This is a genomic window from Flavobacterium sp. GQ95, from assembly GCF_059758655.1.
Map to the genome: position 1 here is coordinate 246,092 of NZ_JCAXEB010000001.1, position 20,678 is coordinate 266,769.

Consider the following 20,678-nt stretch of genomic DNA (forward strand, 5'->3'; position numbering starts at 1 on the left):
TATTACGATAGCAGGAAGCTATTTCAGTGGTATATTTTTTGGATAAAAGAAGTTAACTATTTTGATTATAGACCATTATTAATTTATAAATCTATTTATTATGAAAGTAACTTATTACGGGCATTCTTGTTTCTCTGTTTATGCCAATGGAAAAAACATTCTTTTTGACCCCTTTATTACGCCCAATGAACTGGCAAAAGATATTGATGTTGATGCCATCAAAGCTGATTATATTTTTATTTCGCATGCGCATTATGACCATATTCTGGACGTGGAAAGAATCGCCAAAAATACCGGAGCCAAGGTTCTGGGGAATTTCGAAATCTATAACTGGCTCTTAAAAAACGGCATCGAAAATGCGCATCCGATCAATCCGGGCGGAAAATTTGATTTCGATTTTGGACGCGTAAAATGCGTTATTGCACAGCATCCGAGCAGTTTTATGGATGGAAGTTATGGCGGAATTGCCTGCGGTTTTGTGCTCACCACTTCTGACGGAAATTTCTATTACAGCGGCGATACAGCGCTAACTCTGGACATGCAGATTATTCCGAAATTCACCAAACTTGATTTTGCCGTTTTCCCAATTGGCGATGGCCTCACTATGGGAGTTGAAGAAGCGATTGAAGCGTCAAAATTGGTTGGGGTTACTAAAATTCTAGGAGTGCATTATGACACTTTTGGCTTCATTGTAATGGATCATGAAAAAGCAATCACAGATTTTACCAATACCAATCTTCAGCTTTATTTACCCAAAATAGGCAGTACAATCGAAATATAATTTTTCTAAATATCGCTAAAAAACATTTTCGCTTAGCGAAATAAAGCAGAAAATAAAACTGTTAAGCTGCCCCATACCTCAAAAATACAGGATTATAAATATTTTTAATCAAGGCATTAAAATTGTTTTTGAAGTTTATCATTAACCCGAAATTCAAAAGCAATGAGAACATTTACATTTCCAATTGTTTTTTTGATGCTTATAACAAACTTATCCATTATGAATGCACAAAAAAGTAGCGCGCTAAATTCAACCACCGAATTTGCCGATGTTCCAGGACGTAAAATTGCGTATCGCTCTATCGGGCAAGGAACGCCAATTATTTTAGTAAACCGTTTCAGAGGAACACTTGATACCTGGGATCCTTTATTTTTAGATCAGTTGGCTGAAAATTATCAGGTTATTACGTTTGATTATAGCGGAATTGGTTATTCGACCGGAACTTTAGCAACCGATTTAAAAGAAGTTGCCAAAGATGTAAAAGATCTCGCCGATTTTCTGAAAATCAAAAAAACGATCATTATGGGATGGTCTTACGGAGGATTGGTAACACAAGTTGCCACGCTCCTATTTGATGATCTTATTACACAAACGGTTTTGTTAGGAACAGGGCCTCCGGGTGAAAGAGTCGTTCCACTGGAACAGGCTTTTCTGGATGCAGCTTTAAAACCTGTAAATGATTTTGATGATGAAATTGTCTTGTTTTTTGAGCCCTTATCTGAAGGCAGTAAAATCGAAGCCAAAGCGTCGCACGACCGAATTGCACAAAGAATTGATGTTTCTAAAATTCCGTCGACTATGGATGTTTTTCAGCTTTATTTTCAGGGCAGCGCCGGTTTAACCGAAGACAAAGATGATTTTAAAGGAAAACTTAAAACGACAAAAACGCCAATATTAATTATTTGCGGCGATCACGATATTAGTTTTGCAGTCGAAAATTGGTATCCGTTAACGCGACAATTGCCGACAGCGCAACTTATTGTTTTGCCACAAACCGGACATGCGCCACAACATCAGCATGTGAATTTGGTGGTGAATTATATTCATGCTTTTCTGGAAAATTCAAAGTAAAATCGAAATAGTATAAAATAATAAAATGATATTTCTTTTGAAAAAGAGTGCCCTAGCCCTGATGGGAGGGAAAATCCTTTTGTGTCCGCCGCGACGGACACAAAAGATTTGGAAGGACAGCAGGACACGAGCGATAGCGACTGACGAAGTAAATAGCTCCTTAAAAAACTACTAAAAATTAAAACAAACTTCTTTATAAGACTTTTTATGAAGAAGTTTTTTCATTCGTCCCAACCTTTTTATAAAAATAGTACTCTATAGTAATAGAGAAGTTTCTTCTGGAAAACTTAAAACTATATTTTATGAAAAACATACTTCTAATTTCGCTGTTATTCTTCGGATTTTTTACTCAGGCTCAAAGTCCGCAACTGAATGTAAAAGGTAAAGATTCTTCTTTGGTAAGGCTGAATCAACTTAAGGTCGCTGTAAAAATCGTAGGTAATATTGCGTACACGACCACTGAAATGCATTTTTATAACGGAACCAATCGCCAGATGGAAGCCGAATTGATGTTTCCGTTGCCGGAAGGAGTTTCGGTTTCGCGATATGCGATTGACATCAACGGAAAAATGCGTGAGGCGGTTCCGGTAAATAAAAACAAAGGAAAACAGGTTTTTGAAGCCGTTGAACATCGTCGTGTCGATCCAGGATTACTCGAAAAAGTAGAAGGAAATAATTTCAGAACCCGCATTTATCCTTTAATGCCGAGAAAAGAACGCATTGTAATTATTGGTTATGAACAGGAATTAAGCAGTTTTGATTCCACACATTTATCGTATCAAATGCTGAGCAGTTCTTCCGGGAAACTGGATGTTTTTGAGTTGAATGTCGCGGTTTTGGGGGCAACCGTGGCACCAACCATTGCCAATGATGAAGGAATTCTGGCGTTAGAAAATCAGAATCAGTCTTATGTGACTTCAGTTAAAAAAGTAAATTATCAGCTTAAGGATAAATTAGTTATTACGATTCCGATTCGTGCTGAAATTCCGAGTGTCGTTGCGCAAAGCGTAGATGATCAGCATTATTTTTATGCCAATACTATTTTGGATAATCCTAAAATACTAAAGAAAAACCTAACTACTATTGGTTTAATCTGGGATGTTTCGCTAAGCTGTAAAAACCGAAACGTTAAGAAAGAATTGCAATTGCTTTCAGCCTATTTTAGTCAGTTGAAAAACGTGTCGGTAACTTTGTACTTTGCCGGTTATAACTTTGATAAAAAGAATACTTATACAATTCAAAATGGTGATTGGTCTGCCCTGAAATCAGTTTTGGGAAACGTGGTTTATGATGGCGGTACCCGATTCTCAAAAATAAAATTGCCGGTTCATGACGAGTATTTATTCTTTACGGACGGCTTGTCTTCTTTGAGTGCAAACGTATTGACTACGAGCAAAAAACCTATTTATACGATTAGTTCGCTAGGCTCATCAGATTATGCTTTTTTGAATTACAACGCGATAAAAACAGGCGGAAATTTCATTAACCTGAATCAGTTAAAAATTGAAGATGCTTACGACAAATTAATGTATCAAAGTTTGAAATTTCTTGGAATCAAAGAAAACTATCTAATAACCGATTTGTATCCAATGGCCGGAACGCCGGTTTCTGGAAGTTTTAGTGTTGCAGGAATTTCATTAAAAAGCAAAAATGATGTGGTTTTGCTTTTTGGTTATGACGAGAAACCTGTTTTAGAAAAAACGATTCATATTGATGCTACAATTCCGGTTTCGGGCGAAATTAGTATCGAAAAATTGTGGGCACAAAAGAAAATTGCCAATCTTGAAATTCAATACAAAACAAACGCTGACGAGATTGAAGCTCTCGGAAAACGATACGGTATTGTAACGCAAAACACCTCACTTATCGTTTTAGAAAGTCTGCACGATTATATTCAATATGATATTATTCCGCCTGCCGAATTAAGAGCGGAGTTTGATAACGTCATGAAGCAGCAAATGGCGAGCGCACAGGCAAAGAAATTTAGCAATTGGGAAAATGTAGCCAGTTATTACGAACAGCTTAAAACCTGGTGGGAAAAGAATACTAAATACAATATTCCGAAGCCTGTACCTGTGCCAAAGAATCCAAAAAATGTCAGCAATATTAGTGGGAATATACGAGGTGTTGTTTTGGATCAAAGTGGTATGCCGTTACCAGGAGCAACTGTTTTAGTAAAAGGCACTCGTCATGGCACCACTACAGATTTTGATGGCAAATTTGGTATTGATGCTGTAAGTGGCGATAAGCTTCAGGTTAGTTATGTTGGGATGGATACTAAAGAAATAAGAGTTGCAAGTGGAAGAAATTACAATATTACAATGAAAGACGCGCATCAGGAATTACAGGAAGTTGTGACTGTTGGATACGGAACCCAACGCCAAAGAGAATCTGTTGGAGCAGACGAAGAAGAAGATAGAAAAGAAAAAAGAGATTTACCCGCTGCTTCTGCCATGATGGTACGTTCAGAGAGCATAACACTTCCTGCTACGAGTATTCAAAAAGCACTGGCCGGAAAAGTGGCAGGGGTTGCCGTTGGTTCTGGTACTGCAATTGTTGCTGATAATGCAATCCAGAGTCAAAATGTGGCAGATTCGAATCTGGATGTTACGGTTGGTTATTCGAGCCTTAATCAAACAAAAACAAACACCTGGAATCCGGACAGAATCTATTTGAAAGCTTTAGCCAATGCCCCGGCAGAAAAAAGATACAATGTATATCTTGAATTGCGCGACGACCAAATCAACAATCCGAATTTCTATTTTGATGTGGCCAACTACTTTTATGACAATGGCGACAAAGAAAAAGCCTTGTTAGTACTAAGCAACATCGCCGATTTAGGTTTAGAGAATCATCAATTATACAAATCCCTGACTTATGTATTGCGCCAATGGGGAACGTATGAAGATGCTTTGTTTACCGCCGGCCAGGTTGCAAAATGGAGAGAACAGGAACCGCAGGCGCATCGTGATTTAGCTTTGACATTGGAAGACAACAAACAATATCAGGCTGCTTTTGATGAATTAATCAAAGCCTTAGAAGTAAATTATTTCGGCGAAATGAGCGGACAATATTCTGGCGTTGAAGATATTATTTTAATGGATTTAAACAGAATGATTCAGGAACACAGCGGTATTAAAACAGACAAACTGGATAAAAAATATTTGAACAAAATGCCAGTTGCCATTCGTATTATCCTAAACTGGAATCAAATGGATACCGATATTGACCTGCATATTATAGAACCAACCAATGAAGAATGTTATTACGGACATCGGGACACCGAAATTGGTGCCCGTTTCTCTAAAGATTTCACACAAGGTTATGGTCCGGAACAATATTTATTGAGAAATGCTGTTAAAGGAAAATACATAGTTAAATCGAATTATTTTGGCGAAAGAACCTTAACCGAAAATGGCCCAACAACAGTTATGGTTGAAGTTTATACGTCTAAAAACGGTGTTACCGAACGAAAACTGCAAACGATTCAGCTTGGTAAAATCAAAGAAAATCAAAATCTGGCAGAAGTTGTGATTGATTAATTATATAATTCATTTTACTGAAAAAGGTTTTAATTGACATGAAAGTATGTTTATTAAGACCTTTTTTCTTGTTTCTATTTTTGTTTTGGAGCAGAAGAATCACGTTTTCAATACACGTTTTGTCCCGCTATCCGCTATATCTTTTGTGGGTGAACCCCACCACAAAAGGATACCACTGCTATCGGAGCTAGATTAGAGGCTTTTGTTTTTTTGAGAAATGCATATCCAAAAAAAACATAAATAATTTCTTATTCTTTCCTATCTTCGTTATTAGTTTTTTTTTGAAATTGTAATAGAAAGAATAATTCACATATTTATAAAACATTGAAATCATGGAAAATAAAAAAGTAGTAAACTTTATCTTTTGGATTGTTGCCATCATTTTAGGCGTCACATTGTACAAGCAATTCGATTTTGAAACTTTAAAATTTGAGAAGCCTGCACTAGCAGTTATTTACCTACTGTGTTTTGTATTTGCAATTTTTATTCTGGTGAAAAATTCTAAAAAAGGGATCTGAGAAATAGGAAACTGTCACTAAATTCTCTATTTATTTAACTTCATTTCGTAAAGCATTACAAATGTATGAATCTTTTAAATACAGTAAATTGAAGCTGTTTAATGACAACTATAAATACCTTAGGCAGTAATTTTTATGGAAGAAACGAAGAAGATAAAAAGATCAATAATTTGGATGACAATAATTTGTTGCGTTTATCTGTTGCTGACAATATTTTATCATCACATTAATAAAAATCTATCAGGGGTTATTTATATTATTTTGACATTACTAATACCAATAACATTCATAACAATCATACTTTATGGAATTAAAGCAATTATTAATATTGTTCGAAACAGACATAGTTTAAATTTCAAAAATTATTTTCCAGTAGTAATTTGCTCATTAACAATTTTGTATACTTTTTTATCTCCTTACAGACTTGACTCTGAAAAGCTTGAAAGTAAAGTCGAGTTTAGAGCTTGTTATGAAGGAACTCAAAACCAAGCATACATCCTATTTCGTAAAGACAAAACCTTTGAGCTGAACTGGACTGGTGTTTTTGGATATAACGAATGGTGGACAGGAAAGTGGGAGAAAAAAGGAAATATTTTACTGCTTAAATATGATGATAAAAATATTGAACAACTTGGAGACACAATTTTAATTGCAAATGGTTATTTAAATCCAATTGGGAAATCAGTTGATAAAATAAAATACCCTAAACCAATGTTTTATCTTGGATATTGCAAGCACGAAAATTAAAAAACTTATAATAGGATTAATTTGAAAAAAAGTCTAACCAAATATTTAACATTATGAAAAAGTTACAATTTAAAGTAAGCATCAATGCACCTGTAGCCAAAATATATGATTTTATGCTTGGCATTACCAATAAATCAACTTACGAACAATGGACCGCATTGTTCAACCCCACCTCTACCTATGAAGGAAGTTGGGACAAGGGAAGTAAAATGCTGTTTATAGGTGTAGATGAAAAAGGAGAAAAGGGAGGTATGGTTTCCAGGATAGCCATAAACATTCCCAACCAGTTTGTTTCTATTCAACATTATGGACTTTTAAAAGATGATAAGGAAATAACAGAAGGACCAGAAGTAGAAAAATGGGCAAACGGATTCGAAAACTATACCTTCGAAAAAAACAATGGCACTACAACCGTTACTGTTGACTTAGACACAACAGAAGAGTTTGTAGATTATATGAACGAGAAGTATCCAAAGGCTCTTGACAAGCTGAAAGAAATTTGTGAAGAATAATTGTTTACAAACACTGGCTTTCTAAAAACTAAAAAAAATAGAAAGAATTTTCGAAGCATAAAAAAGCCTGAGAATCTAGATTCTCAGGCTTTTTTATTTTTATAGTGATCCTGATGGTACAAAATTCGAACCTTTTATTTAGAATAGCAGACTCTTTGCTGGCCTTTTATGATGCAAAAGTAAATAGGACTCTGACTCTACAATTTTCTAATTTTTTATAGATTATCTCAATTTCATTTTGAACAACTTAAAATAAACGTTCTTAGATCATCACTAAATAATTTTCCAGTCTTGCCTAAATATAACATATGACCAGATTCATATTCTTTAAAAATGACTCTGTTCCCAGAAAAATTTGCTTTTTCGGTAGTTTTTTTAGCATATCCAACCGGAGTAGACAAATCATAACTTCCTCCCGCTATAAATACTTTTAGATTGGGAGTTCTGCGTAAAACGACATTTAAATCGTCTGTAAAATCAGGACCTTCTTTTGTTTCTTTTCGCGACCATTGCCATTGAAACGAAATATTTTTCCAGTCAATAGTTCTATAAGAATCCTGAATGTCAATGCCTAATTTTGAAACTAGCAACTCTCTAAATGCTGCAGTAAATCCAGGAACGTACCTTCCCATTGCCGGATCGTCTGCAACTGGATCATTACCCGAATGTAGAAGTGGAAGATTATATCTTGTATCATAGATTCCAATCTGTAAATTTTCTTTAGACAAAAGTCCGTCTGCGAAAAGATTTGGTTTTATTTCAAGGGTTGACAAAAAAAAATCTCCAGACAATCCTGTATAAGTGCAAAGTTTATCAATTATAGCAATCTTTTCTGCCGCTGAAAGTTTTTGCTGATTTTCCAGTAAAAGTGCATTTAAATAATCTTTCTCTGCAAATGCTAAAACTTCTTTTTGAAATTCCTCATAAGTATATAATGTTTTATTTACTTTATTATAATACCATGCAGTATTTGCTAACGTTGGAAGTAATGATGCTGCTCTTTGTAATTTTTCATCAGCTGTTAACTTTTTTAAAGGTGATTCTAAGGTAGTTCCCAACATAATAATTCCATTTAGTGTTATGCCTCTCATTGCACCAGTATAAGTTACCCCACCCATAAGTGCTCTGGGAAGAACTGAAACTCGCTGACTTCCATAGCTTTCTCCGATCAGAAATTTTGGTGAATTCCATCTGTTATTTTTAATTAACCATTTTTCTATAAATTGAGCCATCGATTCGGCGTCCTGATCTACTCCATAAAAATTCTGTGGAGTTCCAGGTTCAATGATATGACTAAAACCAGTACCGACAGGGTCGATAAAAACCAAATCTGCTACATCCAGCAAACAATCTGCATTATCTTCTAATTCAAATGGAGGTAAATTAGAAGAATTTATTTCCGGAGTCAATTTTACTTTCCAAGGTGCAATACTGCTCAGATGAAGCCAAATAGATGATGAGCCGGGACCGCCATTAAATACAAAAACAACAGGTCTGACCTCATTCTTTTTACTTTTTTTTATGTAAGAAAAGCTAAATACACTAGCTATAATTTTATTATCATCGTTTTTAAGAAATATTTCATCCGCTATAGCAGTGAAATCTAAAGGTTTTCCATTAATATCAATTGTCTGTTTTGTACTAAAGGAAAGTTGTTTTTTAATCATCAATTCATTCACATTTCCCTGACCAAAAAAAGACAATGATAAGAAAGAAAAAAAAGTGATTATAAAAAATCTGGTAGTATTTACCATGTAATAATTTATTTATTGATTCCCGAGATTTGATCTATTTTTTTAAAAATTCTCTTCTTATTCTACTTAATGAAGTATCCGTGACATTTAGATAAGAAGCTATTTGTTTTAGCTGGGCAAACTGAAATACTTCCTTATTAGTAGTGATAAGGTTCTCATATCGTGCTTCACCACTAAGATTAATTAATTCTAATGCTCTTTTCTTAAATAATACATATTCTCTAGCCAGCATTTTTACCCCATATGCTCTAAATTCCGGAATAGCATGCAGCAACAAATTTAATTGTTCATAGCTAATTGCATAACCTCTGCAATCTGTAACAGCTTGTATATTCTCAGTTGATTTAGTTTTTAAATAAAATGATGAAACTTCAAATACCACGCTATCTTTTTGATAAAAATTTGTAGTTATTTCATTTCCATTGCTATCATATGTAAAGGCTCTCATGAAACCACTCTGCAAAAAGAAATAGTGCTCATTTATTTTTCCCTCCTTAAGAAAAAAATCATTTTTTGAAATAGAAATCTCTTCAAAATATTCTACTACATCATCTAAAGTGCGATCTGGAAATGGCAAATTTTTTATGATGTAATTTTTTAGTCCCTGTTTGTCCATTATTTTATTGTTAATATTATATTCAAAAACTTCTTTACAAGACTGTTGTGTCAAAATTAATCAATTACTTAAGAAGTAAGTAAAACACAATTCTAAATCGCTTAAAAAAAAGGATACAATTAAGAGACAAATTGGAGACATTTTTTCTAAGTATTTGAAAGGTATGAATATAGGGTTATGTAATTAGGAAGATTCATCTTCGCAATGATTCTTTCTTTTCTTTTTTTACTTGCATATATTGTTATATTCAAAAGACTTGAAATTTCTTTCGTCGACAAATTCATATAGATATAGGCAATATAACGCATATCATTAGATGTTAATGCTGGATGCAGTTTTCGAAGTCTTGCCAGGAAACCCGGATTTACCTCTTCAAAATGGGAAATGAATGTTTCCCATTCATTATCGTCTCTTAAATAATCTTTTAAATGTTTTATCTGCTTGTCTAAAGCTGGGACTATGGAAAGTTCAGGGATAGTTTCTATAAATAAAATCAAATTATTGATAAGTTGATTTCTACCGGAAAGATATAATGCTCTGGCAGAAAGTTTCCGATTTCGCAATTCAATTTCTTTTTGGAGTAGTTTCAGTTCCCTGTCCTTTTCATTAATTCGCTTTTCCAGTTCCAGATTTTTCATTTGTATTACTATTTTTTTTTGTCTTTGTATCAACATTATAAAAATAGCTGTGAACAAGATTACTATAATTAACAACCCATAAAATTTACAGTCATTTTCTATTTGCGCAGGCACTAAAATTGGCATCATGTACTATAGTTAAAATCGATTACTGCTTTCATTGATCTACATCTAAAACATTTGCATTCTGTTACTCAATACAAGAATTCACTTCTGTCAATAGCGCAGCAACCGGATTTTCAATTTATAAATTCCTATAATTATATAATTGTAATACGATTTTAGTTCAATAAAAATGAGTTTACCTCCTGGGCAAAATCTTTTGAATACTGAAAAATTCCTCCATGACCCGAATCACTCCAAAGTACCAGTTTTGCATCTGGAATATTCTGAAGCATTATATATGAATTTATAGAATCAACCATATTATCTTGAATTCCATTAACAATAAGTACAGGTTGTTTAATAGACTTTAGCTGTTTGTTGTCTTCATCTGTCGCCAAACCGTAGCCTATGATAGCTCTTGCCTGGTTTGCAATTGCATCCTGACTGGTCGGCAAATCCCTGTCTAGTTTCCTTTCAGCCAGCCTTTCTAAGAAAGCTTCACCAGCTTTAATACTGCTTGGCGTTTTGTTAAAAAAAAGATTAATTAATACCCTGTCCGGTCCATCAACAAACGCTTTTTCCAGATGTGATTCCAATTGTGCGATCGCTTTTCCACCTATGGATCCTGTACCTGCCAATATAAGCTTATTGACCAGTTCCGGATAATCTGTGGCTATTTTTTGCCCGATGAAACCACCAAGTGAGAAACCTAAAATGTTAACCTTATTGTAACCCAAGGCACGGATAAAATCAACAGCATCTTGTGCCATCTCAGATACATTGTCAGGAGTAGTACCTTTAGAACTTCCAACTCCTCTGTTGTTAAATAGTATTACAGGGTAGTTACTGGCAATTGCATTTGTAACTTCAGGATCCCAATTATCCATGTTCCCTGTAAAATGTTGCAAAAACAGTACTGGTATTCCTTCCTGTCTTCCAAAAGAACGGTAGGTAAAATCGCTACCATTTACGTTTATAGATTTTGTTGGTGCAGTTTTGTGCGTAAATTTTTCTGCTTCTAAAATATTTTCTATTGTTTCCATTTGTTTTTGTTATTTATAATTTAAGTGATGGATCATTATGTTTCCGTAAAAACTCAACCGAAGATTACTGAGTAAAATGATTCTTAACTTTTATATTGATATTGATATTGATATTTATTTTGCTTCTAAAGCGATGATTTGAGCCAAAACATGTGGGAACATGATAAATGGTGTATGGCTCGATGGAAGAGAATATGATCTCTCTATACCAGCATCTTTTGCCATTTTTTGCTGAAGTGGATAACCTATCGTATGGTCATTTAAACTATAAACAAACACTTTATTGATTTTGCCAAATTTGCCGTCAGTCAGCGTTACCGGAGTAGCTAAAGGAGCTAGTGGTTCAGGTTTTAAATTATTGCTTACGTAGTCTGCAATCTGCCTAGGAGCATCGGCAAGGAAAACATCTGCAATACCTTCTTTTTTTATACTCGCAATGCCCGATTTCTCATCTACAATAAGATTTTTACCAACGTGGCTATCTGCATCAGTTTGAGCGATAGTCAACAGGCTTTCTCCGTTTTTTGGCACGTAAGCCGCAATGTAAATTATCTTTTTTATTTGAGGCGCAATATCTTCTGCAACCTGGCTTGCTATAATCCCGCCAAAGCTATGCCCAACTATCACAACATTTTGTTTGTTTCCAATGGCTTTTTTAACTTCATTAACATAAAGTTTTAAACTAATTGCTGAAATTGGAGTATTATCACTTCCATGTCCGGGAAGATTAACGGAAACAACTGAATTGCCACCAGCAATTAAGTCCTCTGAAACGTGCTGCCAATCATTTGACGATGACCAGGCACCATGGATTATTACAATAGTGTTTTCGTTTTTAGCTTTATTCGTTTGTGATGAAGCTGTAATAGTTGTAAGCAATAGCAATGCTACTAATAAAATTGAGTTTTTCATGATATATTTATTAATTGATTATTATTTGTTATTATTTGTTATTATTTAATTGGCTCCTATTTTTGTCAATATCAATGACAACTCGTCGGGCTGTGAAAGGAATGGACTATGCCCTGTATTGATCTGGTATACAGATTCAACTTTCCCTGTTTCAATCATTTTGTTTTGTAAATACGGTGACACAACGTGATCCTGTAAAGTTTTGATGTACACTTTTTTAACGGATCCAAAATTTTGCTCAGTAAGTACTACAGGATTGATAAATGGAGTTAAAGGCTCTGTTCGATAGTTCTTTACTACAAGGTTTTGAATTTCCGGAGTGCCGTCCTGAATAAATAGATTAACGATCTGGTCCGGTTTTACATCTACAATACCTTGATCATAATTAAAAATTAGATTACCCGCAACCCCAAGCTGAGAATCAGGATCCATATGTGCCAGGTTATCTAATGTTTGGCCTGAAAGCGGTAAATAAGCCGCAACATAAACCAGTTTTTCAATTTTAGAAGGCATCGCTTCTGCAACCGAAGAAATTATCATACCGCCAAGACTATGACCTACTAAAATAACTTTACCATCTATTGTGGAGATTGCATCAATAACTTTTTCTTTATAAACATCTAATGTTATTGCAGCTGGAGAAGTAACATCATCACCATGGCCCGGTAACTCAACAACGATTACTTTATTACCTTGTTTTTCAAGGTTAGCTTTTACTCCCTGCCATACAAAGGGAGCTTGCCATGCTCCATGAACAAGGACATAATTTTTTGGATTTTCAGGCTGGTTATCGTCATTTGAGCATGATGATAAAATGAAGATAAAAGCTACAACGAGAAGTTGAATCAATTTTAATTTTTTCATGATTTTAATATTAAACTGTTATTTATTTTTTGAAATGTGTTTTACTTAGATTCCAGAGTTATAATTGCTGATAATATTTGAGGAAATACTATAAATGGTGTGTGGCTTGAAGGAAGCGAGTAAGTTCTTAAGATCCCTGCATCTTCAACCATTTTTTGTTGAAGTGAATAACCAATGGTATGGTCATTTTGGCTGTGGACATATACCTTAGTAATTTTTCCGAAATTACCTTCTGTTAAAGTAACTGGAGTGGATAGTGGAGCCAAAGGTTCAGGTCTTAGATTATTGGTTACATATTCTGCAACTGGTTTTGGAGCATCAGCTAAAAAAACGTCTGTAATTGCTTCTTTAGTTATACTGGCAACTCCAGCTTGCTCATCAACAATAAGATTTTTACCTACATGACTTTCCGAATCAGTTTGTGCAAGTGACAGCAAACTATCTCCGTTTTTAGGAACAAAGGCAGCTATATAAATTAGTTTTTTAATCTGCGGAGCAATCAGTTCGGCTACTTCACTCACAACTATACCGCCAAAACTATGGCCGATAAGGGTAACATCCGTTGCATTGCCAATTGCTTTTAAAACTTCATATACATAAAGTTGCAAACTAATTTTAGATACGGGTGTTTCATCACTACCATGTCCCGGAAGATTTACTACAATAAGATTATTTTCTGCGGAGTTAAGATAGCCGGCAACGTAATGCCAGTCGTTTGCAGATGACCATGCTCCATGTACAATTACAATAGTGTTTGTACTTGTAGAAGATGAGGAATTTAATTCCTCATGTGTGTTGTTTTTTTCGTTTTGCATAATATTTATTTGTTTAATACTATGCAAAGAAAGAGCGAATAAAACCTGTGGCACTTGTCTTGCGGCAAGTAATGAAATTCCGTTTATTTTTTTATTTCTCCCTCGCTATACTCTATGATGCAATTGCCAGAATAAAAAACAAAGGCTCAGAGTCCTATAAGGATTCGAACAAGTGATGTTAATAAAAATAAGAGATTAATGATAATTCAAAAACTATCGATAATTTTATAAAACAATAAAAAAGCCTGTAAATTATTGAATTTACAGGCTTTTTTATTGTTTTAGTGACCGCGGAGGGGTTCGAACCCCCAACCCTCAGAGCCGAAATCTGATATTCTATCCAGTTGAACTACGCGGTCTTTTTATTGTAGATTGTTGATTTTAGAGTTCAGATTCAATCTAAAATCTGAACTCTAAAATCTAAATTTTTTTATACTAAAAGTTTCTTCACAATTGCAGAAATGGTTTTTCCTTCAGCTGTTCCGCCTAATTGAGCAGATGCTAATCCCATAACTTTACCCATTGAAGCAATTCCTGAAGCTCCAGTTTCAGCAATGATTTTTGCTATTACTGCTTCTACTTCTTCTTCGCTTAATTGAGCAGGCAGGAATTTCTCAATTACAGCAACCTGAGCCAATTCTGGTTCAGCTAAATCAGGACGATTTTGTTCTGTAAAAATTCTGGCACTTTCTTTACGGGTTTTAACCAGTCTCTGAAGTAATTTAACTTCATCGTCTTCAGTTAACTCTTCTTTTGAACCTGTAGCTGTTGCAGCCAATAACATTTCAGACTTAATAGCTCTTAATGCTTCTAATGCAACTGTATCTTTAGCTCTCATGGCGGTTTTGATCTCGTCCATGATTAATGTTTGTAAACTCATTGTTTTATTTTATTTAAATAAGCCGGGCTTATATATTGATATGTTCATTTGAATTGTTTTTGACTCTGATCAGCTGTCAGGCTGAGCGAAGTCGAAGCCCTTTTAAGGTAATGAGCCTTCGACTTCGCTCAGGGTGACAATATTTCTTTTAAAACATTCTTTTAAAAGTCAAATTTCGAAATTCTGTGCGAAGATAAAAAAAATAACCCGAAAATTAAATCCAATTTTCGGGTTATCCTAATATTATGAATGTAAAACTAATCTACGTTATCGTGCAAAAATGAATTGTTTGAACGCAATTGTAAATCGTTATTACTATCAGTACCAACAGATATTCTTGAATTGGTTGTATTCGATTGATTGTTTGAAAGATCAATACCTAATCTTTTGTAAGCAGGCTCTTTTTCAAGTTCATCAATTCTTGAAACATTATTATGGAATTTATAGTTAAATTCTTTCAGTTTCTTTCTTCTTTCTTCAGCTCGCAAACGTAACGTTTCTTCTATAGTCAATTCCATTGGAGAAACATTTGAAGTTGTTGAATAATCAGCTTCCTGAGCAAAATCAACTTTAGGTTTTAAAGTGATATTTAATTCTGCAGGAACAACATCTTCTACCGCTTTTTCAATTGGTTTTGATGTCATCAAATCATTTTCAACCTCCATATATTCTTCTAAAGAATATTTGATAACTCCGTTTTCAGCAACTTCTGTTACCGGTACAAACTGTACAGGGTCGTTAACTTTGATATTACGTGTTTCGTTTGTCAATTCGAATAAAATCTTAGTCTCTTCAACAACAGGTTCTTTTTTAACTTCTGGCTCAGATCTGAAAAGAGGCAAATCAAAAGAGAAAGTTGTTTGTTCTTCTCTTTCAAAAGTTCTTTGCTGAACTGGTTTTACTTCCTGAACAAATTCTGCTGCCGGAGCTGAAATAGTAAAATCGATATCTGTAATTGGCGAAACGATTTCAAAAGTTACATCAAGATTTTTGATAAACTCTGACATCACCACCAATTCTTCCTGATTGATAGTTGGAGCAACTGCAACTGGAGCAACAGGAGTTGGAACTACAGGATTATGAGTATTAGCAAAAGGCTCATCTTCCATTAAATCAAAGACAACTTTTTCTTCTGATTTCGCAGTAGGTGTTTCAGCATTTAAGTCAAAAGATGTAACCGATTTATTCGTTAAATTATGAACACTTCTTTGCTCATCTTCTAACGTATGAATGATTTTTTTAGGTTCTGTATTTACAATTTCATTTTGTTGTTCAACATCAAAACCAGTCGCAATAATAGTTACCGCAATGGCCTCACCAAGAGTTTCGTCTTCACCAACTCCCATGATAATATTAGCGTTATAACCTGCTTCTGCCTGGATATGATCATTGATTTCTCCAATTTCATCAAGCGTGATTTCATTAGATCCAGAAACGATAAGCAACAATACGTTTTTGGCTCCTGTAATTTTGTTGTCGTTTAATAACGGAGAGTCCAAAGCCGAAATAATAGCTTCTTTCGCTCTGTTTTCACCTGTAGCAACAGAAGATCCCATGATCGCAGTTCCACTGTTTGACAAAACAGTTTTTGCGTCACGTAAATCGATATTTTGAGTATAGTGGTGCGTAATTACTTCAGCAATACCTCTTGAGGCTGTTGCCAAAACTTCATCCGCTTTAGAGAATCCGGCTTTAAAACCAAGATTTCCGTATACTTCTCTTAATTTGTTATTATTGATTACGATTAACGAATCGACTTGCTTACGTAATTTTTCGATTCCTAAAAGGGCTTGTTCCTGACGAACCTTCCCTTCAAACTGAAACGGAATTGTTACGATACCAACCGTTAAAATCTCTCTTTCTTTTGCTAATTGTGCAATTACCGGAGCAGCACCTGTACCTGTTCCACCACCCATACCAGCGGTAATAAATACCATCTTAGTACCACGGTCTAACATTTTTTCGATATCGGCGATACTTTCAATAGCAGATTGTTGCCCTACATCAGGATTTGCTCCTGCTCCAAGACCCTCTGTTAAGTTCATTCCTAACTGAATTTTATTTGGTACAGCACTGTTTTGAAGTGCTTGCGAATCTGTATTACAAACGATAAAATCTACCCCTTTAATACCTTGTTTGAACATGTGGTTGATCGCGTTACTTCCGCCTCCTCCTACACCTATTACCTTGATTACATTTGATTGGTTTTTTGGTAAATCAAATGAAATACTTCCAAATTCTGAGTTGCTCATCATCTTTTTGGTTTTGAAATTCTTATTAAATACATTTTTTACTTCTTGACTTGGGGCAAAAAGTAATCCTTTTCGTTTATTACTATTTTATTCTGCGTTGTCTAAAAAATCTTTGATTTTATCGACATAACGATCAAAAAATGATCTTCTTATTTTTGTTTCGGTAGATTCTGCTTCAACTGTAGTATTATTTCTAACTTCTCTTGACTGCTCTATAGTTTCTACTCTTTCAACGTAGTTTTCTTCAACTTCGTATCGTTGTTGTACCGGTTGTTGTGCCTGTGGTGGAACATTTCTGTAAACCACTTTTGGCTGCTCGTTAACCAACTCCATTCTAACAGCACTTTGTGTGCTATTTTCGATGCTGTTCATTACCAAACCAACTGCTGTTGCAAACAACGGGCTGGAAATTTCTTCGCTTGAATTTCCTGCTAAATGCTCATTTGGATATCCAATTCTGGTGTCCATTCCGGTAATGTACTCTACTAACTGTTTAATATGTTTTAGTTGAGCTCCACCACCCGTAAGAACGATTCCTGCAATTAATTTTTTACGAGGATCTTCGTGTCCGTAAGCTTTAATTTCTGCAAAAACCTGTTCAATAATTTCCACCACACGTGCATGGATAATTTTAGATAAGTTTTTAAGCGAAATCTCTTTTGGCTCTCTGCCTCTTAATCCCGGGATAGAAACAATTTCGTTGTCTTTATTTTCACCCGGCCATGCTGATCCGAATTTTATTTTTAAAAGCTCTGCCTGTTTTTCAATAATAGAACAGCCTTCTTTAATGTCTTCCGTAATTACATTTCCTCCGAAAGGGATTACAGCAGTGTGACGAATAATACCATCTTTAAAAATGGCTAAATCTGTTGTTCCACCACCGATATCGATAAGCGCAACACCAGCTTCTTTTTCTTCCTGACTCAAAACAGCATCTGCCGAAGCCAATGGCTCTAATGTCAAGCCAGATAATTCAATTCCTGAACTCTGAATACATCTTCCAACATTTCTGATAGAAGAAGCCTGTCCAACTACTACGTGAAAACTAGATTCCAGTCTTCCACCGTACATTCCGATTGGTTCTTTAATTTCAGATTGCCCGTCGATTTTAAATTCTTGCGGCAAAACGTGAATAATTTCCTCTCCCGGTAACATGGCCAGTTTATTTACCTGGTCAATCAAAAGCTGAATATCTTTTTCGCCAATTACTTCTTCCGGATTACTACGGCTGATGTAATCTGTATGCTGAATACTTCTAATGTGTTGTCCTGCGATCCCCACAACCACATCTTTTATTTTGTAACCTGAATTATTCTCTGCTTCTAAAATAGCTTGTTGAATCGATTGGATGGTTTGCGTAATGTTGTTTACAACACCTCTTGCAACACCCAAACTTTTGGATTTTCCAATACCCAAAATTTCCAACTTGCCATACTCGTTCTTCTTGCCTATCATGGCAACTATTTTGGTTGTTCCAATATCTAGACCTACTGCAATGTTATCTTTTTCCATTTTCTATTATTTTGTGCAAACTACTTGTTCCGTAAACCTCAGGTCAATTTTTTTGTATTTGTATAACGAACTATCTAAAACTGCTTTTTGAAAAAAGGCTTTATAGTTTCTAAATTTCTTATCAACATTCATCGTTCTGCCAAAATCGATGAAGTAATCATAATTTCTATTAAACATTTTTAGGCTACCATTAGGCATAATTTGAATTGCAATGATGTTTTTTTTCAAAAACGCATCGTCATAAATTGTGCGAAATAAGGTAGCTAAATCTTCGTTATTTTTTTCATTTATTGCCCCCGAAACAAGAGGAACCCGCGCCGTAAAATTGTCTGACAAAGGCATTTTATCACCCTCATAGTCAATATAAAAAGAGTTATCACCATCATAAACTCTCGCTATTGGTGTCTTCTGTTTTACTATCGCTTTTAGAACTCCGTCGATACTTACAAAAACATCTGACTTCTCAATCATGTCTTGCGTATCAAGGGTTTTTTCTATGTTATTCAAATCTAGTTCATCTTTTCGGATACTGGAAGCGTCTCTTTTATTTTCTATCAACAATTTATTAACCATTTCAGGCTTTACAAAAAGCGTATTTTCTCCTACAAAAACGACCATGGATTTTTTCAATTTCCGATCTCCATTTCGATGTTGTGCGAACGAATACAAAAAAAGTACAAGCCCAAAAATGAGAACCAATCGAATATTTGTCCAATTAAATATTTTCATTTAGCATCTTTTTAATTGACGGAACCATTTCACCAATATCACCAGCTCCTATTGTCACAATTATTGGCGCATCACTGGCTTTGATTTCCGCTAATAAATCATTTTTTGCAACAATTTTTTTGTTCGAACTTGTCATTTTCCCTAACAACCAATCAGATGTAATTCCTTCCATTGGTAATTCGCGTGCCGGGTAAATATCCATTAAAAACACTTCATCAAATTGTGATAAACTTTCAGCAAATCCATCAGCAAAATCTCTCGTTCTGCTGAATAAATGTGGCTGAAAAATTGCCAAAACTTTACGTCCGGGATACAATTCACTAACAGCCTGATGTACAGCATTTATTTCTGTTGGATGATGCGCATAATCATCAATATAAACTAAATTATCAGATTTAATCTGATAAGAAAAACGTCTTCTGATTCCGTTGAATGAAGCAATGGCTTTTGCAATGGAGTCGGTCGGGGTGCCAAACGTTTTGGCCATTGCAATAGCCATCAATCCATTCATTAAATTATGTTTTCCAGGCAATCCAAAATGCAGGTCTTTCATGATTTCTGATGGCGTCTGTACATCAAAAACATAACTTCCATCTTCAATACGAACATTGAACGCCTTATATACAGCATCTTCATTTATAGCACATTGTACACCTTCAAGAGGCAATTCTTTGGTTATAAAGAGTTTACTTTTGTCTTCAACTTTAGAAGCAAATTCTACAAACGAAGCCTCAATAGCATCGCTTGTTCCGTAAATATCTAAATGATCCGCATCCATTGAAGTGATACAAGCAATATTTGGATGCAAATGCAAAAACGAACGGTCAAATTCATCCGCTTCTACAACAGTTACTGTTTTTCCGGTTCCAATTAAATTAGAATTGTAATTCTCAACTATTCCACCCACAAATGCAGTTACATCTGCTCCACTCTCATATAAAATATGTCCTAGTATACTTGAGGTTGTTGTTTTTCCGTGTGTTCCGGCAACTGCGAAACTAAAAGTGTCTTTCGTAATGATTCCTAAAACTTCAGCACGCTTTTTAATTTCATAATTTCTTTCGATAAAATAATTCCACTCCGAATGTGTTTTTGGAACGGCAGGCGTAAAAATCACCAACGTATTCTCTACAAAATAATCACCTGGAATCAAATTAATATTATCTTCAAAATGAATATCAATACCGCTTTCAATCAATTCATTTGTCAACATTGATGGCGTTTTATCGTAACCTGAAACCTGTTTCCCGATATATTTGAAATAACGGGCCAGAGCACTCATTCCGATGCCTCCAATGCCAATAAAATAAACGTTCTGTATTTGATTTAAATTCATTTTTATTTTTATTTTTTGGGCTATTTACATCTAGTTTTCTTTTGTAAAAAA

At 34.8% G+C, this 20,678-nt stretch carries 19 protein-coding genes and 1 tRNA gene; 7 read left to right on the plus strand and 13 right to left on the minus strand.

The features are described 5' to 3' along the window. The first annotated feature begins 100 nt into the window (after window positions 1–100). The 7 genes from AC6CH4_RS01010 to AC6CH4_RS01040 all read left to right on the plus strand — a co-directional run bounded on the left by AC6CH4_RS01010 (window position 101) and on the right by AC6CH4_RS01040 (window position 7,171). On the plus strand, window positions 101–781 hold the full coding sequence (locus tag AC6CH4_RS01010) for a metal-dependent hydrolase (protein WP_498099380.1): 681 nt from the start codon (window positions 101–103) through the stop codon (window positions 779–781). Window positions 782–1,000: 219 nt separating this feature from the next. Next, window positions 1,001–1,852 (plus strand): alpha/beta fold hydrolase, encoded by an 852-nt coding sequence (locus AC6CH4_RS01015; RefSeq protein ID WP_498099382.1) that lies wholly within the window; start codon window positions 1,001–1,003, stop codon window positions 1,850–1,852. Window positions 1,853–2,154: 302 nt separating this feature from the next. After that, entirely contained in the window at window positions 2,155–5,394 is a 3,240-nt protein-coding gene (locus AC6CH4_RS01020; protein WP_498099384.1) for a DUF2135 domain-containing protein, read from the plus strand. A gap of 332 nt (window positions 5,395–5,726) precedes the next feature. Further along, window positions 5,727–5,912, plus strand: coding sequence for a hypothetical protein (locus tag AC6CH4_RS01025; protein ID WP_498099386.1), 186 nt, complete (start codon window positions 5,727–5,729; stop codon window positions 5,910–5,912). A gap of 101 nt (window positions 5,913–6,013) precedes the next feature. Beyond that, window positions 6,014–6,142 (plus strand): hypothetical protein, encoded by a 129-nt coding sequence (locus tag AC6CH4_RS01030; RefSeq protein WP_498099388.1) that lies wholly within the window; start codon window positions 6,014–6,016, stop codon window positions 6,140–6,142. Between the two features lie 166 nt (window positions 6,143–6,308). Beyond that, entirely contained in the window at window positions 6,309–6,659 is a 351-nt protein-coding gene (locus tag AC6CH4_RS01035; RefSeq protein WP_498099390.1) for a lipocalin family protein, read from the plus strand. 53 nt (window positions 6,660–6,712) lie between these two features. Further along, window positions 6,713–7,171, plus strand: coding sequence for an SRPBCC domain-containing protein (locus tag AC6CH4_RS01040; RefSeq protein WP_498099392.1), 459 nt, complete (start codon window positions 6,713–6,715; stop codon window positions 7,169–7,171). Between the two features lie 233 nt (window positions 7,172–7,404). On the opposite strand, the gene AC6CH4_RS01045 is transcribed toward AC6CH4_RS01040, so the two are convergent. The 13 genes from AC6CH4_RS01045 to murC form a co-directional block, all read right to left on the minus strand. Beyond that, the gene (locus tag AC6CH4_RS01045; RefSeq protein ID WP_498099394.1) at window positions 7,405–8,925 is read right to left on the minus strand and encodes a S10 family peptidase; all 1,521 of its coding nucleotides are present in this window, start codon (window positions 8,923–8,925) and stop codon (window positions 7,405–7,407) included. 34 nt (window positions 8,926–8,959) lie between these two features. Next, window positions 8,960–9,541 carry a Crp/Fnr family transcriptional regulator gene (locus AC6CH4_RS01050; protein ID WP_498099396.1) on the minus strand — a complete coding sequence of 194 codons (582 nt, stop codon included), beginning with the start codon at window positions 9,539–9,541 and terminating at the stop codon, window positions 8,960–8,962. A 146-nt stretch (window positions 9,542–9,687) separates the two neighbouring features. Further along, window positions 9,688–10,179 carry a helix-turn-helix transcriptional regulator gene (locus AC6CH4_RS01055; protein WP_498099398.1) on the minus strand — a complete coding sequence of 164 codons (492 nt, stop codon included), beginning with the start codon at window positions 10,177–10,179 and terminating at the stop codon, window positions 9,688–9,690. A 281-nt stretch (window positions 10,180–10,460) separates the two neighbouring features. Next, a complete protein-coding gene (locus tag AC6CH4_RS01060; RefSeq protein ID WP_498099400.1) occupies window positions 10,461–11,327 on the minus strand; it encodes an alpha/beta fold hydrolase in 867 nt (288 codons plus the stop codon). Window positions 11,328–11,441: 114 nt separating this feature from the next. Continuing rightward, window positions 11,442–12,239: an alpha/beta fold hydrolase gene (locus tag AC6CH4_RS01065; RefSeq protein ID WP_498099402.1), complete on the minus strand. Its 798-nt coding sequence runs from the start codon at window positions 12,237–12,239 to the stop codon at window positions 11,442–11,444. A gap of 45 nt (window positions 12,240–12,284) precedes the next feature. Further along, a complete protein-coding gene (locus tag AC6CH4_RS01070) occupies window positions 12,285–13,088 on the minus strand; it encodes an alpha/beta fold hydrolase (protein ID WP_498099404.1) in 804 nt (267 codons plus the stop codon). 56 nt (window positions 13,089–13,144) lie between these two features. Next, a complete protein-coding gene (locus tag AC6CH4_RS01075; RefSeq protein WP_498099406.1) occupies window positions 13,145–13,918 on the minus strand; it encodes an alpha/beta fold hydrolase in 774 nt (257 codons plus the stop codon). 285 nt (window positions 13,919–14,203) lie between these two features. Further along, window positions 14,204–14,277 (minus strand) — tRNA-Arg (locus tag AC6CH4_RS01080). A 71-nt stretch (window positions 14,278–14,348) separates the two neighbouring features. Beyond that, window positions 14,349–14,798: a GatB/YqeY domain-containing protein gene (locus AC6CH4_RS01085; protein ID WP_498099408.1), complete on the minus strand. Its 450-nt coding sequence runs from the start codon at window positions 14,796–14,798 to the stop codon at window positions 14,349–14,351. Between the two features lie 257 nt (window positions 14,799–15,055). Further along, entirely contained in the window at window positions 15,056–17,053 is a 1,998-nt protein-coding gene (ftsZ, locus tag AC6CH4_RS01090; protein ID WP_498099410.1) for a cell division protein FtsZ, read from the minus strand. An 84-nt stretch (window positions 17,054–17,137) separates the two neighbouring features. Beyond that, entirely contained in the window at window positions 17,138–18,562 is a 1,425-nt protein-coding gene (ftsA, locus tag AC6CH4_RS01095; protein WP_192185866.1) for a cell division protein FtsA, read from the minus strand. A 6-nt stretch (window positions 18,563–18,568) separates the two neighbouring features. Next, a complete protein-coding gene (locus tag AC6CH4_RS01100; RefSeq protein WP_498099412.1) occupies window positions 18,569–19,291 on the minus strand; it encodes a cell division protein FtsQ/DivIB in 723 nt (240 codons plus the stop codon). Next, the gene (murC, locus tag AC6CH4_RS01105) at window positions 19,278–20,627 is read right to left on the minus strand and encodes a UDP-N-acetylmuramate--L-alanine ligase (protein WP_498099414.1); all 1,350 of its coding nucleotides are present in this window, start codon (window positions 20,625–20,627) and stop codon (window positions 19,278–19,280) included. The genes AC6CH4_RS01100 and murC overlap by 14 nt, the downstream gene beginning before the upstream one ends. Between the last annotated feature and the right edge of the window lie 51 nt (window positions 20,628–20,678).